This window comes from Pseudoalteromonas sp. PAST1 (assembly GCF_021532515.1).
GTDB classification, from domain to species: domain Bacteria; phylum Pseudomonadota; class Gammaproteobacteria; order Enterobacterales; family Alteromonadaceae; genus Pseudoalteromonas; species Pseudoalteromonas simplex.
Window position 1 is genome coordinate 17,479 of the sequence record NZ_JAKGBH010000007.1, and the last position, 13,720, is coordinate 31,198.

Genomic DNA, 13,720 nt, shown 5'->3' on the forward strand with positions numbered 1-13,720 from the left:
ACTTTAGTATGGCTAGCGATAAAATCAGCTATTAAGTTTTTTGCTTTAAATAACACAGACTTTGTCGGGAGTTGTAGCCATGTAGTTTTCAGATGGTTTTATTGTTTTTTACAAAAAATAAACATTAATTGTGTTTTTGGGTACATGTGGGTAGTCTATCTCTATAGGTAATTTAATATTATAAATAATTAAGGAAGATAGTCTTGAAGATTTACAGCTCAACTAAGTTGTTAGTGAAAACATTAATAGTACTTTTGTGCTTTACTCAACATACCTTACAGGCACGAGAATGTAGTGCTATGCCAGAATCTGGCAATGTATACTCTGTAATTAATAGGGGGTCTGGCCTTGCACTTGATGTAAATACCAGTGATTCTAGCTCAGCCCCGAATATTATTAGCTACGAATACTGGGGTGGAAATAACCAAAAGTTTCAGCTTATTCAAGAAGCAGATGGCTATTGGATTATTCGCTCTAAATTTAATAATAAAGTTCTTGATGTGTTGAACTCATCGCAATCAAATGGTGCAAATATAATTGCTTATGATGATTGGCAAGGAGCAAATCAACGTTGGTTGTTAAAAGCATCTTCATCGGGCGGCTTCAATATCGTTAATAAGTTAACCGGTAAATCTTTGACAGTTGCAGGCTCAAATAATACTGCAAATGTTTATCAAAATGATGATGCTGGGATCAGTTCACAAAGATGGTTTATTAATCCAGTAAATGGCGACTGTGGGACTACAGGAACCACTCCTAGTGACTTAATAGGCTTTGCATCTCAAGCAGGTCAAGATGGATTGAGCACAACGACCGGTGGTGGTAATAACACTGCCATCACAGTATATAGCTGTGATGATTTAAGTACGGCGTTGAGTTCTAGTTCTGCTGCGGTTATTCAGGTTCCAGATAACACCGTGATTGATTGTAGAACCGCCAATAGAACGGTGCCAGCTTGTCCACTTGATTGTGGCCAATGGGGTGATTACGGTAAAACGTGGTACAGAATACCTGTTGGTAATCAAAGCTGTAGTGAGTTGGGAAGTAGCTCAAACTCAACCGTGAATGTTACCCGCAATGATAGACGTATTATTGTGCAATCAAATAAAACGCTGCAAGGGTTAGGTAAAAACTCGAAAATAATTGGTGCCAGCCTCGTTATCAGTAATCAGCGAAATATTATTATTAAGAACATTATGCTTGAGGATATTAACCCTGCGCTTGTTGAAGCTGGTGATGCTATTTCAATAGATGATAGTAGTCATGTATGGGTTGATCACATGGCATTTAATAAAATAAGTGATGGATATATTGATGTGGACAATAGTCAAAACGTTACTTTAAGTTGGAATCGTTTTTACGGGCATAACACGCAAGTTTGCGCTAACCAGCATTGGTATACTCATTTATTCAGAAACTCTCAAATAACAGCGCATCACAATTTTTGGGATACAGCAGCAGGGAGAAACCCTAAAGTCGATGGCTATAATTCACGCGTGCATATGTTTAATAATTACTGGAAGAACATTACTTACTTCTCAATTAGTGCAGGTAATGGCGCTGAGGTTTTAGTAGAAAACAATTACTTTGAAAATTCAGCAAAACCGCACTGGAATCAAGGCTCGGGTTATTTTAGTGCCTCAGGAAATGTTTACACTGGAAGTTCTGCAACTGATCAATATCGTGATAGCGGAGCAGCGGTATTTGGTGATGTTCAACTCTATCCATACCGCTTGGATGATCCAAATTCTTTGGGCAGTAAAGTGAATGGCGGAACAGGCCCACAATAAGAATCAATTGTGAGTTGGAAAAAGCTCAGCTATTACTAAATAGCTGAGCTTAACGTTTTAAATTGCAACTAAGCTTTGCTCCAGCATCGCTTTAATTTGCTTAACAATTTTAGCTTCTGTCTCGGGCTCAAATTGCTGAATACGTGGGGTGTGAATATGCCCTGTAGGGATGTCTGAATTAAGCTCATCACGCAGTCGAATACTACGATACGAAATTTCATTTGATAAGTAGCCGCCACCACCACCTTTGACAGCAATCGCACCTTCTAATTCTTTAAGAGATTGTGGCTCAAATGCTTTTTCAAGCGTAACGACTTTATGATTGTCGTTGATTGGGAATGGCCCTTTGGCTTTTTGCATCTGCTTAACTGGTAAGCTAAAAGTGACAAACTCATTGCCCGGAAGAGGGCGGTCGTTAAGGCTCGAAATTTTCGGTGCAGTGGCTGTGCCGCCATACACAATATTGGCGTTATCGGGCGCCGTTACACTACGGCGTTTACCTGGAAAGCGTTCAAGGTCAAAGTCTTTGCTGCCCATACTAATAGTGGCAATCATATCGACATTGTTAAGTGCGTAATAGGGCGCAAGTAATGATTCGATAATACCTTGATCAAAGTCTTCGTAGCGTACTGGCACCATCACCGTATTGATCTCTGCGCTAATGCCATTGTAATTAATCACTTGGCCATCAAGTAATAATGCCGCAACACCTGATGGGTTACTTTGATTAATATTTCTATCTAATAAGAATGGATCAAAACCTGTAATTAAAATGCGTTTATCGGTTTTTTTACTGTAATCAAGGTCGGTACGGCCTCGGCTGCCATTTTCAAGCATGGTTAATAACGCGGTTTGTTCACTGTCGGTCATTGCAAACTGAGGTTTGCTGGTGCGAATAATCTTGCTTGAAAGTAAACGTGCCCAATACAGCTCTCGGTCGTCGAAGCTGTTGGTTTTAATTATACGCGCTTTGGCATCGCGCCATAATTGTTTGGCGTAATCATCAATAAGGTCACTTGCTTGCTGATAACTGGTGGCAGCTTGCCATTGTTTTTCAAATTGATTTACTTCATCAGAAAAAGCACTCAACACCTTTGGCATGGCTTTGCTGGCTTTTTCAATACGCAGTTCTTCAACGGTTAAATTGGCTGCAAATGCAGTAAATGACGAGGCGATTAAGCTAGTGGCAAGTAAAACTTTTTTCATGATTATCCTATTTAGTTACAGCAGGTTTTGTAGGCTTGAGTTAACTATCCTATGGATAAAAGCTGAGCGCAAATAAAATCGCTCAAAATAGAATTAGAGAAATAATGAATGAACAGAGATAGCGCTTTTGCTCAATACTTTACCTCAAAGGAAGGACTTTAAATGTTCGATATGAGTTAATTTATTATCGTTTTTCGGTAATTTTTGTTTGTTTTTTAACTTTTTCAGTGCCATAGTAGTTTTTTTACTAGAAGGATCGAGAAAATGAAATTTGGTTCTATAGCAATCGTTTCGCTGATTGTGTTGTTATTAACTGGTTGTACGACAATTAAAGTTGAGGAGTCTCACTTTTTGTATCCGGATAAAAAAATAACGATGCGGGAAATACAAAATGTTGATGCGACAGCCAAAAAGCAAGAAGTTACTTTATCCACCGATGAAGGCATCACTCTTAAAGGCACCCTAATTAAAGTTGCAGATGCACGCGCAACAGTTATTTACTTTGGTGGCAACCAGTTTCGCGTTAGTGCCGCAGGCGGGGATCCTGCCAAGCTACTTTTACCTTTTCAGGTAAATATTCTAATGATGGACCATCGCGGTTATGGGCTGAGTTCTGGAGTACCCAGTGTGGCTAACCTAAAAGCTGATGCATTACTGGTGTTTGATTATGTGAAAGGCAGAGCCGATCTAAGTACTTTGCCTGTGGTGATCCATGGTCATTCTTTAGGAAGTATGATCGCAGGTTATGTTGCCAGTCAGCGCAACGTCGATGCTCTCGTACTCGAAGGCAGTGTGACAAATGTTGAGCAGATGACAGCAGCACGAATTCCGTGGTTTGCTAAACCGTTTGTTAGTGTTGAATTTAGTGAAGAGGTTAATCAAGTTGATAATTTAAAAGTATTACAAGTTTACCAAGCACCGCTATTAATAATCACCGGTGAAAAAGACACACAAACGCCACCTGAGTTAGCGGAAGATTTATATCAACATGCAAAATCTCAGCAAAAGCAGCTTTACATTGCAAAAGGTAAGCATCATTCAAATGCGTTGACAGGTAAGCAGTTAGCGACTCACTATGAGCAACTTTTAAAACAAATAACACTGAGTAAATCGTCATGAAAAAAATAGTGTGGATGAGTACGCTGATCCTAAGCTTGCTACTTTTTACGCTTATTAGTTTGTTAGTAACAAGCATTATTGTCCTTTTCAGTGACAGTGATGTGTTAAGTTTTACGCAAAGTAACGGTGCGCATATGTGGATTGGCCTTGAAGTCAGTGGATCTTGGCAAGGAATCGCTCAGACATTGGGTGAGCATGGCTTTGATAGTGTTTTATGGCTGGGTCTTGTGCAATTGCTGCCGTTTTTTCTTATCAATATAATTTTGATTCGGTTATTTCTGCTTTACCGATGTGGATCTTTTTTCACTATTGAAAATATCCAATGTTTTAAATGGTTAGGTGGCGTATTATTAGCGCAATTTGCACTAGTTGTATGCTATCCACCACTACTTATAACTCTTCTTAATTTTGCAACAGGAACTGATATGGGAAGAGTCGTGACGATACAAGATACTGATATTATAGGTTTAGTGGTGGGGTTGATTATTTATGTTATTGGTTGGATTATGGGCCAAGCACAGCAACTACAAGAAGAGCAAGAGTTAGTGATTTAATGGCGATTATTATTGATTTAGATGTTGTGTTAGCTAAGCGAAAAATGAAATCTACAGAATTAGCTGAAGCGATAGGTATTACGCCACAAAACTTATCCGTTCTTAGGGCTGGGCGAGCTAAAGCTGTACGCTTTACAACCTTAGATGCAATTTGTAAGCACTTAGGTTGTCAGCCAGGTGATATTCTGCGTTTTGAAGATGACTAACGCAAAATGAGTTTTGTTTGTTTAGTTTGAGCGTCTTTTAATAACTTGCGGTATTTTGCCGGGGTGACGTGCATTATTGCTTTGAACTCTTTGATTAAATGGGGCTGATCGGTAAAGCCACACTCTACAGCAATATCTGCAAAGCTTTGCTCAGGGTTTTCCTTAATTGCTTGTTTAGCCAGTTTTACTCGGTAAATACGTTCAAAATATTTAGGTGTGACACCACATTGCTCCTTAACCTGCCTTTCAAGCTGACGTTGACTCAGTGGGGCACGCTGATAAGCCGTTTCGAGAGGCGTTAACTCAATGAGATTACGGATTAAATGTTTTGAGTGTTTATTATGTTGATTTAATCTGTGCTGGCTAGTGAAATACGATTTGACCAAGGTCACAAACTTTTCGAGGTTGGCACTCTGTTGCAAGGTTTTTGCTATAGCATTTAATGAGCTCTTTGCGACGATAGGGTGTGCAGAGCGTTCAAGTTCAGGCAAAACGGTCGGGTTAAAACGAATACCACAGAACACAGCATTTTCTGAAAAAGTAAGTTTAGAAGCATGTGTAGATGTTTGTTGGAATGCATAAGGGGGGAGCAACTGATGGTCATCAAGCAGTAGCTCACCTGCAACAGGAAATATAACACCTGTAGCTCCGTCACAAGCAAGCCATTGCTCCCCTTGAAAATTCGCCCTGGCAAACCAAATAGCTTGAATACTTTGGGCAATATCACCTTTAGGGGTCATCAGTTCTAAGGTAAGGTGGTTACTCATTAAACTCCACTTCAGGTTTAAACATTTTCACAATACGGTTCCAACTATTAATGGCATTAATAGCGATTGTGAGAGCGACTAACCCTTCGTCTGTAAATTCTTTAACTAGCGATTGGTAGAAAGTATCATCAATTGGCTGTGCTTGTGTCAATTTTTCTGACAAAGTTAGCGCAAGTTGTTCTTGGTTAGTGTAAAAGGGCATATCTTTCCAAGCACATAAACCAATAATACGGTTCGTAGTTTCACCATAGTCTTTTGCTTGTTGTGTGTGCATCGCAATACAAAAAGCACATTGATTAAGTTGCGACACTCTTAATTTAATAAGCTCCCATGTTTTTAAGCTGAAAGTCGTTTCGGCAGCCTGTTTTATAAGTTGCTCTTGTTCCATTAGGTGCTTTATTAGCAGTGGTTGTAAAGAAAAATAGTTAGCTCGTTTCATAAATGATCCTTAAATAATATTTTCAACGAGCTTAGTGCTTATGCATTGTTTAATATTGCAAAAAAACGACATTTTATAGAGTTTCTTAGACACGCCAATTAGCACCTTATTTTGAATCCTGCTATGCTACGCGCATTTGCAACACTGAGTATTTGAGATGATTAACGATAACGATGTAATTGAAACATTAGATGAGTTAGAAACGTTTTTACGCCTAGTTGAAAATGGCGGTTTAGGGCTTGAGAACGTAGCCGGAGTTGCACTTGCTACAAACAATAGTGATGGTCGCCCATTTGTTGCGGTGCTTGATGATAGTCATAAGCTGCTACTGGGTCGTTACGTAAGTAATGATGTTTATGAAAACGGTAAAGATATGATCCGTTATGGGACTAAAAAAGCACATTAGCGTTTTTCTTGTTGATAATGAATTGCTATAGTGGCGGCTCGTTTTCATGATTATCTATTAGTTTTAGTTAGTTTTAAAAGGAAATTTGTTTATGAGGTTTTTAATGTTGGCCTTGGTTGGTTTAGTTTTATCTGGATGCGCAAACTCAGGTAAAGAACAAGCAAGTAACGATGGCTTAATTTGTAAAATGGAAAAACCGACTGGCAGCAATATTGCTACTCGCGTGTGTCGTACACCTGAACAAATTGCTGCTTTGGAAAAAGAAGGTAAGCAAGGGATTCGTGATATTCAAAGAAATAGCACTAATACAATAAAATGAATTAGTGGCTGCAATAAGCTCTATAGTATTTTAGCGTTTCAATGGCCACATGTTAATTGTGGCCATTTTTTTGATTGTATTTTGATATTTTATTTTGTGCGATGACGCTGCTGTACGTCACTTGCAAAATATCCATATAAACAGAACTAAGTTTAATTTTTGCTGGCGTTCTTTTGTATCTAATAACTAATAATGTTAATGGTTTAGCTAATCGTGTAAAGTTCTCTATGAATACTCATTACCAGTTCGCTAGGAATGCATAACTGATTGGCCAATGTGTCTAAGTAGTGTTTAGAAACTGTTTGGTTCAAATCAATTGCACTGGCACTGGCTGCATATACTTCAATACCCATTTGTGCGTTTGGCACAGCGGCAACTAACTCTGATAGTTGCATTGGTTTTCTTAGCTCATCAAACAGCATGGCTTTTTCTTGCACTGACAATTGCATTGTTTCTACTTGTGCGAAGATTTTTTGTCTTTCGGTTTCATCAATGTGGCCATCAGCATAGGCCGCTGCAATCATAGCGCGCATGAGTAATAATTGCCCATCACTGTGATTATCGTCGATTGCATCAGTGAATGACTGCTCGGGCAGCGTGGCGGGGGTAAAATCAAAACCACGAGAACTAGTTTGCTGAACTGGAGCCGCTTTTTGTTCTGAGTATTGTTTATAGGCTTTCCAAGCAAGGCCACCGACAGCAGCAAGCGCACCATATTTTACGGCTTTTTTACTGCTCTTTTTACTTTTTCCGCCCATCAAGCTCGTTAGCCCACCGCCGGCAACACCACCCAAAAAGCCATTCAGCGCGCCTGATTTATTTAAATTACCCACTAATTTTTGTAAGTCTTTCATTGTTCTCTCCTTGCAGATATGTGCCCAGATTAGGTGATTTAAAATCAAAAGGAAACGAGATAAATGTTACAAAACACATCAGTTAACAATTGGTGGTATATTTTTATTGGGTATTCTATCGGCAATATTAAAACCTGCTATTGGGGTGAATAGAGATTAACTTAAGTCAAGAAAGCCAGCAAACTAGCTGGCTATCTATTGGTGAAAATATAAGGTTTAAATTAAGGTAAACGTCCCTTGCATAATTGCGTAGTGACCAGGGTATGAGCAGAAAAATGCATAATTTTCGCCCTCTTTTAAAAGGTTGCTTGCGAAGGTTACGCTGGTTTGTTCGCCACCCCCTATAATTTTAGTTGCAGCAAGTACACGACTATCACCTTCTTTTAGGTAATTTTTGTCAAGCCCTGCGCCCATGCCATCGCTGGCGATATCTGGAATATCTGCTTGTTTAGAAAGCACCCAGTTATGGCCCATGGCATTTTTTGGTAATTTGCCAGTATGTTTTAGTGTTACCGTCACTTCTTTACAGCTTTTTGGGGCAGTTAATGACTTAGTTGAAAACTGCATCATATCGTTTGATTCAATTGTTAGTTCACATTCATTAGCATTTGCTGAAGCTGCAAGAATAAACAAAATAGAGCCTAAAATTTTCTTCATGGTATTCTCCTTAAATGAACATATTTATACAGTGGCACGTGCATCTTTAGTTAGTTGAACAAGTGCTTTTCGTACTGCTTGAGGGTTATCACATACCTCATTAAAAGGGATGTAGTAGTTCTTATTATGGCTTCTGATGTAGCAGCCTTGCGGTAGCAAACCATTCATAACGGGTGCTGTGTCGTCAACGTGGTAGTGATGGTTTAGAATTAAGGACATTGCATCTTTGTGGTCTTCGTTCATATGATTGATCATATGCAGCTCTTGGTTGTCATCCCATGCTTTTTCTGATGTAAGCCATTCATCTTTTTCAATCCAAAAAATCTTGCCAAAGCCGCCTATATAGCGAATGCGAACAGGGTCTAATTGCCATAAGTTAAAGTCATGAGCGCTACGATAAGAGTCAGCTTCTGGGTATAAAGCAATATATTTGTTGAGTAATACTTCAGCATGTTCTGCTGGAACTAATGAGCCATCACCCACGATGGTTACTCGACCATGTTCGTTTTGATCGCCTGTTTGCGCTGCATCAAATATTGTTAGACTCATGCGCTTGTCGTGAACTAGGTTTTTAGTGTGTTGAGCAATATCGCTGATAAAAAAATACAGTTTTCCTTGCTCATCACGCATGTAAGGAGTTACAGAGCCAAATGGATAGCCGCGTAAATTATATGAAAGGGTAGACATTACTCCGCTATTTTTTTTGTATACCAATTGCTTGGCGTCGTTGACGGCTTGTGTTCTCATGAAAACTCCTGACGTTGAGAATAAATCATTGGGGCGTCATGCAGTGGATGTGACTTAACATACAAAGGCATGGCGTAAATGTGTTTTAAATTATGTTCAGTGAGGACGTCTGATGTTCTGCCAGACGCCAAAATCTGTTTTTGATGCAACATAATAATGTCGCTGGTATAAAGACTTGCTAAATTTAAGTCGTGGATTGCAATAATGGCGGCATTGCCTTGCTCAACAAACTTGTTAACACAACCCAATAAAGCATGCTGGTGGCGCATGTCGAGCGCTGAAGTTGGCTCATCTAATAACATGAGCTTCGGCTGAGCATCATCACTAAATGCATCGAGTTGCGCTAAACAACGCGCCATACTCACTCGTTGTAACTCGCCGCCCGATAAAGCCGTGGCACGACGATCTCTCAAGTGACCCAGCTCCATAAAATCAATGTATTGAGCTACTTTTTTAGCACAGTGCTGCGTTGTTTCTTTGTAAGGGTAGCGCCCCATTGCGACAAGCTCTTGCACTGTGAATGCAAAACCTAGCTGCTGAGACTGCATAACAACGGCACGTTGATGGGCCAGTTTAGCTTGGCTAAATTTTGCTAAGGGGTGGTTGTGGAGCAGTATTTCACCTTGATAAGGATGACTTCCGGCTAGAGTGTGGAGCAAGGTGGATTTTCCAGCTCCATTTTCACCAATTAAGCCCACACATTGACCTGCTTTAATCTTACCAGTTAAATCTTGCAAGATGGCTTTTTCGCCGTAATTAACACTTAAGTTATTAAAACTAAGCAATTGCGCCTCCTTGCTTACTTTTTAAAATAAGGTAGATAAACAAAGGCGCACCAAGTAGGGCGGTGATAATCCCAATAGGAAGCTCTGCTGGCATGACTAATGTGCGTGCGAGCCAATCAGAGAGTAATAAAACGATAATGCCAAGCAACATACACAAAGGCATCATAACCCGTAAATGGGGACCCACCATAAGCCTTGCAATATGCGGAACAACCAAACCAACAAACCCGATTAAGCCTGTCATTGCGACACTTGCTCCCACACCTAATGCAACTAAAATAATGATTTGAAATTTAAGAGTCTGCGTGTTTATTCCTAAATACTGAGCTTGTGATTCACCTAGCAGTAAACAATTCATAGGTTCTTTTAAATACCACAGGCCAATTGCACTGATAAGTAACAGTGGTAATGCTTGATTTAAATTAGCCCACGTAGCACCGCCAAGTGAGCCCATAGTCCAATAGTTTATTAACCTCAGCGCACTGTCATCAGCATAAAAACTTAATAACCCTATTAATGCAAAGGCAAGAGCGTTTACTGCTACACCGACCAAAATCAAGGTCGTCACATTAACTTGACCGGCCTGTTTAGCGATCAGGTAAACAAAAAGCGTGACAGCCAATGCACCTAAAAATGCGGCATAAGGTAAATATTTATCGGCTTGAAAATCAAATTTCGCACCCAGTGCGATAAATGCCACTGCAATAACTGCAGCGCCTGAACTAATACCAATAATAGATGGGTCGGCAAGTGGATTACGGCACAGGGCTTGAGTTGCCGTTCCTGTTTGAGCCAGCACTAAACCAATCATTACAGCTAACATAAAACGTGGTAAACGAATTTGCGTAACAACATTAATTTGTAACGGGTCAAACTGTGTAAAGTGCTCTGGCGCAAGCCAAGCAATAGCTAAACGCCAATCCCAGCCGGCGGGGCCAAAACCAATACTTAGTAAAGATAAGGCGGCAATACTCAGAACGCAAAGGACTATCCATTTATTAGGAAAAAGCCTTGTTCTTAGCACTATTGGTAAAGTAATTGAACCGTTCATAGCTTATTGCGATATTCACTAACTTGCTCAATGGCAATCGCTATTCTTGGTGTTAACCCCAATGATAATAAGCTATCCATAACCAGTAACTTACAGTTTTGTGCTGCTTTTAATAAAGATAAAGCGGGCAGCTTACAAAATGCATCTTTACCACCTAATGAGTATACGACATGAGCAGGTGCAATAATAAAATCGGGTTGCTCTACGGCAAGGATCTCTCTATTTAATGGTTTAAAGCCTGAGTGAGTCTGCGCTAAGTTTTTAATTCCAGTATATTCAAACAACATTTGCGGCACGGTATCAGTACCGGCAGCAACTAAGCCTCTATCATTGGCCGATAATAGAAAAAGTGCTTTTTTACCAGTAAGCGAAGATTTTTCAGGTAAGCTATTTTGGATTTTTTGATTTAAAGCACGTGCTTGCTCTTGCGCACCTAATTCATTACCTAAATTAGTAATTAAGCTATTTAGCTCACTGATAGAGTCTGGCTTAGGGTAGGTTTTTAACGTTACACCAGTCGAACTGATTTGTTTCAATACTTCAGGTCTGCCAGTTCCTTCAAGTGCAAAAAGTGCCGTTGGGCGTAAAGAAAGTACACCTTCCGCAGCAAGATCGCGGTAATACCCAACCTGAGGTAACTCTGTGGCCGCTTTTGGATACATACTCGATTGATCAACACCTACTAGCTCTTGCTGCTGACCTAACGCGAATATAATTTCTGTTAATGTTCCTCCGGCACTTACTATTCGTTGCTCAGCGAAGACTGAGCTTGAAAGCAGTAATAACATGACGCTTAAGTATTTCATATTTGCACTCACTTGAATGATAGTAGCCCTATTATAATTAATTAAATGCAAATGAAAATAGTTATCACAATCAATATGTGTTTGAGGGTGTAACTTCGTAGTTCAACTCTTTGTGCTAGTCTTGTTGGATGAAATTTAGATTATACTCGATCATCTATCACTTTGAGGGCGGGAGGCTTGCATGAGGCGTTTTTATGAAACAGAACGAACTTTAATGGATTATCGAGAAAGAGAAAAAAGCCGTTGGCTTAGGATGCTTTTTATTACAGTGATTAGTATTGCAATTTCTTTACTGATTACTTTCTTGATTCTTCTGGCTACAAGGACAGAAATGATGCCTATCATTTTTATTATAGCGACAATTGCTCCTGCAGTTACTGCACCAATCGTTTCATGGTCTATTAGTGGTTTGATGATTAAAGTTCAAAAATTAGAGGAAACACATCGAAAACTAGCAATGTATGATCATTTAACAGGATTGCTATCTCGTCGAGAGTTTCTAGCTCAAGGGAATGAACTATTGCAAATGTGTCAAAGTAATAATCAACCAGTTGTATTTGCTTATTTAGACTTAGATCACTTCAAAAAAATTAATGATACATACGGTCATGCTGCTGGAGATGAGGTATTGGTAAGTTTTGCAAACCTAGTCAAGAAAACTTTAAGGCAAGAGGATTTACTAGGTCGTTTAGGGGGCGAAGAGTTTGCTCTAATTTTGGTAAACACGCGAGTGGTAGAGGCAAAACAGAAGCTAGAATTGCTCCGTAAATCTGTCGCAAAGATGACAATTAATTACGCTGAGCAACCGCTAAAGATTACAGTTAGTTTAGGGGTAGCTGATTGGGACCGTCCTCATGAAGAAAACTTAATATCGTTAATGAAAAGAGCTGATAATGCACTGTATAGCGCTAAATCATCTGGGCGAAACCAGCTTGCATTTGCCAAGCTATTTTAATGGCTTGCTCCATAAAAACACTGATATATTGTTTGTCTTTGAAACACCTAAATTCTTTAAATAATTTTATTTTTTAAGTAGGGCGCATGTTACGATTTTTTTCTATAGACCAAGGTGTGATCACAGAAACAGAGCCAGCTGCTGATATGCCTCTTGCAACCGCTATTAAGAATGCCCATTGGATTGATACTATAAATCCGACTGAAGAAGAACGACAAGCGCTGGCAAGCACCCTTAATATCACCTTACCCGGCGCTGATGATGTTGAAGAAATCGAGGCCTCTTCTCGTTGCTTTATCGACCATGAAGGCTTGCATGTGCATGCGCTTTTCATGTCACCAAACGAAGGGCGCTTTAACACGGTAACCGTAGCTTGTTTGTTACAAGACAACTGTTTGCTGACAATCCGCGATGATGAACTAGCCGATTTTCGTCTATTACGACTACGTGCTCGGAAAGGGCAAGTGGCGTGTGATAATCCAAAGCAACTTTTGGTGACTTTATTTGACCAAAAAGTCGAAAACCACGCTGATATGCTTGAAGACATGCATCATCAGTTAGAAAAACTCAGTGCCTATGTACTTGAAGAGGATGACTCTGACTTAGAAGAAGCCGTTAGCCGAATTTCTCGCCTTGAAGATAATAACGGTAAGGTGCGTTTATGTTTGATGGATACGCGCCGGAATATTTCGTTTTTACTGCGCCACCTAGGAGCGCCGACAGAAGACCGCGAATCACTACGTGAAATTGTACTCGATATTGATACCCTTATGTCTCACTGTACATTTTTGTTTGATAAGGTGAATTTCTTAATGGACTCGACTCAGGGTTTTATTAACATCGAACAAAACCAAATTATCAAAACCTTCTCTATTGCCTCTGTGGTGTTTTTACCTCCAACCGTTGTCGCCAGTATTTATGGGATGAATTTTAACAGTATGCCTGAACTGCAATGGGCATGGGGTTACCCGTTTGCAATTGGCATTATGTTGCTGTCTGGCTTTGCACCTTACTTGTTCTTTAAACATAAAGGTTGGTTGTAACAAAGCATAAAAAAGC

The 13,720-nt window shown here is 39.8% G+C and carries 17 protein-coding genes; 8 read left to right on the forward strand and 9 right to left on the reverse strand.

The window, feature by feature from the left end:
- Positions 1-203: 203 nt before the first annotated feature.
- Positions 204-1,790, forward strand: coding sequence for an RICIN domain-containing protein (locus L1272_RS04825; RefSeq protein WP_235372860.1), 1,587 nt, complete (start codon positions 204-206; stop codon positions 1,788-1,790).
- 57 nt (positions 1,791-1,847) lie between these two features.
- Here the strand turns inward: L1272_RS04825 and L1272_RS04830 are convergent, their stop codons facing one another.
- The gene (locus L1272_RS04830; protein WP_054551903.1) at positions 1,848-2,996 is read right to left on the reverse strand and encodes a hypothetical protein; all 1,149 of its coding nucleotides are present in this window, start codon (positions 2,994-2,996) and stop codon (positions 1,848-1,850) included.
- A gap of 264 nt (positions 2,997-3,260) precedes the next feature.
- Here L1272_RS04830 and L1272_RS04835 point away from each other — a divergent pair, with 264 nt between their 5' ends.
- The 3 genes from L1272_RS04835 to L1272_RS04845 are packed head-to-tail and all read left to right on the forward strand — an operon-like array spanning position 3,261 to position 4,875.
- Positions 3,261-4,115 carry an alpha/beta hydrolase gene (locus L1272_RS04835; RefSeq protein ID WP_199529332.1) on the forward strand — a complete coding sequence of 285 codons (855 nt, stop codon included), beginning with the start codon at positions 3,261-3,263 and terminating at the stop codon, positions 4,113-4,115.
- A complete protein-coding gene (locus tag L1272_RS04840) occupies positions 4,112-4,669 on the forward strand; it encodes a DUF2975 domain-containing protein (RefSeq protein ID WP_166339193.1) in 558 nt (185 codons plus the stop codon). The genes L1272_RS04835 and L1272_RS04840 overlap by 4 nt, the downstream gene beginning before the upstream one ends.
- A complete protein-coding gene (locus L1272_RS04845) occupies positions 4,669-4,875 on the forward strand; it encodes a helix-turn-helix domain-containing protein (RefSeq protein ID WP_054551900.1) in 207 nt (68 codons plus the stop codon). Before L1272_RS04840 ends, L1272_RS04845 begins: the two co-directional genes overlap by 1 nt.
- Here the strand turns inward: L1272_RS04845 and L1272_RS04850 are convergent.
- Together L1272_RS04850 and L1272_RS04855 are read right to left on the reverse strand one after the other, a co-directional pair.
- Complete coding sequence (locus L1272_RS04850) at positions 4,872-5,642, reverse strand: AraC family transcriptional regulator (RefSeq protein ID WP_187489969.1); 771 nt, start codon at positions 5,640-5,642, stop codon at positions 4,872-4,874. The two genes, L1272_RS04845 and L1272_RS04850, sit on opposite strands and share 4 nt — an antisense overlap.
- The gene (locus tag L1272_RS04855) at positions 5,635-6,081 is read right to left on the reverse strand and encodes a carboxymuconolactone decarboxylase family protein (RefSeq protein WP_138599883.1); all 447 of its coding nucleotides are present in this window, start codon (positions 6,079-6,081) and stop codon (positions 5,635-5,637) included. The genes L1272_RS04850 and L1272_RS04855 overlap by 8 nt, the downstream gene beginning before the upstream one ends.
- A gap of 157 nt (positions 6,082-6,238) precedes the next feature.
- Between L1272_RS04855 and L1272_RS04860 the strand changes: the two genes are divergently transcribed.
- Together L1272_RS04860 and L1272_RS04865 are read left to right on the forward strand one after the other, a co-directional pair.
- Complete coding sequence (locus L1272_RS04860) at positions 6,239-6,487, forward strand: hypothetical protein (protein ID WP_054551897.1); 249 nt, start codon at positions 6,239-6,241, stop codon at positions 6,485-6,487.
- Between the two features lie 91 nt (positions 6,488-6,578).
- On the forward strand, positions 6,579-6,806 hold the full coding sequence (locus L1272_RS04865; protein WP_054551896.1) for a hypothetical protein: 228 nt from the start codon (positions 6,579-6,581) through the stop codon (positions 6,804-6,806).
- Between the two features lie 203 nt (positions 6,807-7,009).
- Here the strand turns inward: L1272_RS04865 and L1272_RS04870 are convergent, their stop codons facing one another.
- From L1272_RS04870 to L1272_RS04895, 6 genes are all read right to left on the reverse strand, one after another.
- Entirely contained in the window at positions 7,010-7,660 is a 651-nt protein-coding gene (locus L1272_RS04870; protein ID WP_138599884.1) for a tellurite resistance TerB family protein, read from the reverse strand.
- Between the two features lie 216 nt (positions 7,661-7,876).
- The gene (gene azu, locus L1272_RS04875) at positions 7,877-8,317 is read right to left on the reverse strand and encodes an azurin (protein WP_054551894.1); all 441 of its coding nucleotides are present in this window, start codon (positions 8,315-8,317) and stop codon (positions 7,877-7,879) included.
- A gap of 24 nt (positions 8,318-8,341) precedes the next feature.
- Positions 8,342-9,064 carry a HugZ family pyridoxamine 5'-phosphate oxidase gene (locus L1272_RS04880; RefSeq protein WP_235372861.1) on the reverse strand — a complete coding sequence of 241 codons (723 nt, stop codon included), beginning with the start codon at positions 9,062-9,064 and terminating at the stop codon, positions 8,342-8,344.
- Positions 9,061-9,849 (reverse strand): heme ABC transporter ATP-binding protein, encoded by a 789-nt coding sequence (locus L1272_RS04885; protein WP_199529166.1) that lies wholly within the window; start codon positions 9,847-9,849, stop codon positions 9,061-9,063. Before L1272_RS04885 ends, L1272_RS04880 begins: the two co-directional genes overlap by 4 nt.
- Positions 9,842-10,900, reverse strand: a complete 1,059-nt coding sequence (locus L1272_RS04890; protein WP_054551891.1) for a FecCD family ABC transporter permease — start codon at positions 10,898-10,900, stop codon at positions 9,842-9,844. The genes L1272_RS04885 and L1272_RS04890 overlap by 8 nt, the downstream gene beginning before the upstream one ends.
- Complete coding sequence (locus L1272_RS04895) at positions 10,897-11,706, reverse strand: heme/hemin ABC transporter substrate-binding protein (protein ID WP_054551890.1); 810 nt, start codon at positions 11,704-11,706, stop codon at positions 10,897-10,899. Before L1272_RS04895 ends, L1272_RS04890 begins: the two co-directional genes overlap by 4 nt.
- Positions 11,707-11,887: 181 nt before the next feature.
- On the opposite strand from L1272_RS04895, the gene L1272_RS04900 reads away from it, so the two are divergent.
- Positions 11,888-12,661: a GGDEF domain-containing protein gene (locus L1272_RS04900; RefSeq protein ID WP_235372862.1), complete on the forward strand. Its 774-nt coding sequence runs from the start codon at positions 11,888-11,890 to the stop codon at positions 12,659-12,661.
- Between the two features lie 86 nt (positions 12,662-12,747).
- Complete coding sequence (gene corA, locus L1272_RS04905) at positions 12,748-13,704, forward strand: magnesium/cobalt transporter CorA (protein WP_054551888.1); 957 nt, start codon at positions 12,748-12,750, stop codon at positions 13,702-13,704.
- Positions 13,705-13,720 lie beyond the last annotated feature (16 nt).

What these genes read in the sequence shown, in the direction of transcription:
- L1272_RS04830 (WP_054551903.1), bottom strand. Translation starts at nt 2,996, where the DNA reads ATGAAAAAAGTTTTACTTGCCACTAGCTTAATCGCCTCGTCATTTACT.
- L1272_RS04835 (WP_199529332.1), top strand. Translation starts at nt 3,261, where the DNA reads ATGAAATTTGGTTCTATAGCAATCGTTTCGCTGATTGTGTTGTTATTA.
- L1272_RS04840 (WP_166339193.1), top strand. Translation starts at nt 4,112, where the DNA reads ATGAAAAAAATAGTGTGGATGAGTACGCTGATCCTAAGCTTGCTACTT.
- L1272_RS04845 (WP_054551900.1), top strand. Translation starts at nt 4,669, where the DNA reads ATGGCGATTATTATTGATTTAGATGTTGTGTTAGCTAAGCGAAAAATG.
- L1272_RS04850 (WP_187489969.1), bottom strand. Translation starts at nt 5,642, where the DNA reads ATGAGTAACCACCTTACCTTAGAACTGATGACCCCTAAAGGTGATATT.
- L1272_RS04855 (WP_138599883.1), bottom strand. Translation starts at nt 6,081, where the DNA reads ATGAAACGAGCTAACTATTTTTCTTTACAACCACTGCTAATAAAGCAC.
- L1272_RS04860 (WP_054551897.1), top strand. Translation starts at nt 6,239, where the DNA reads ATGATTAACGATAACGATGTAATTGAAACATTAGATGAGTTAGAAACG.
- L1272_RS04865 (WP_054551896.1), top strand. Translation starts at nt 6,579, where the DNA reads ATGAGGTTTTTAATGTTGGCCTTGGTTGGTTTAGTTTTATCTGGATGC.
- L1272_RS04870 (WP_138599884.1), bottom strand. Translation starts at nt 7,660, where the DNA reads ATGAAAGACTTACAAAAATTAGTGGGTAATTTAAATAAATCAGGCGCG.
- azu (WP_054551894.1), bottom strand. Translation starts at nt 8,317, where the DNA reads ATGAAGAAAATTTTAGGCTCTATTTTGTTTATTCTTGCAGCTTCAGCA.
- L1272_RS04880 (WP_235372861.1), bottom strand. Translation starts at nt 9,064, where the DNA reads ATGAGAACACAAGCCGTCAACGACGCCAAGCAATTGGTATACAAAAAA.
- L1272_RS04890 (WP_054551891.1), bottom strand. Translation starts at nt 10,900, where the DNA reads ATGAACGGTTCAATTACTTTACCAATAGTGCTAAGAACAAGGCTTTTT.
- L1272_RS04895 (WP_054551890.1), bottom strand. Translation starts at nt 11,706, where the DNA reads ATGAAATACTTAAGCGTCATGTTATTACTGCTTTCAAGCTCAGTCTTC.
- L1272_RS04900 (WP_235372862.1), top strand. Translation starts at nt 11,888, where the DNA reads ATGAGGCGTTTTTATGAAACAGAACGAACTTTAATGGATTATCGAGAA.
- corA (WP_054551888.1), top strand. Translation starts at nt 12,748, where the DNA reads ATGTTACGATTTTTTTCTATAGACCAAGGTGTGATCACAGAAACAGAG.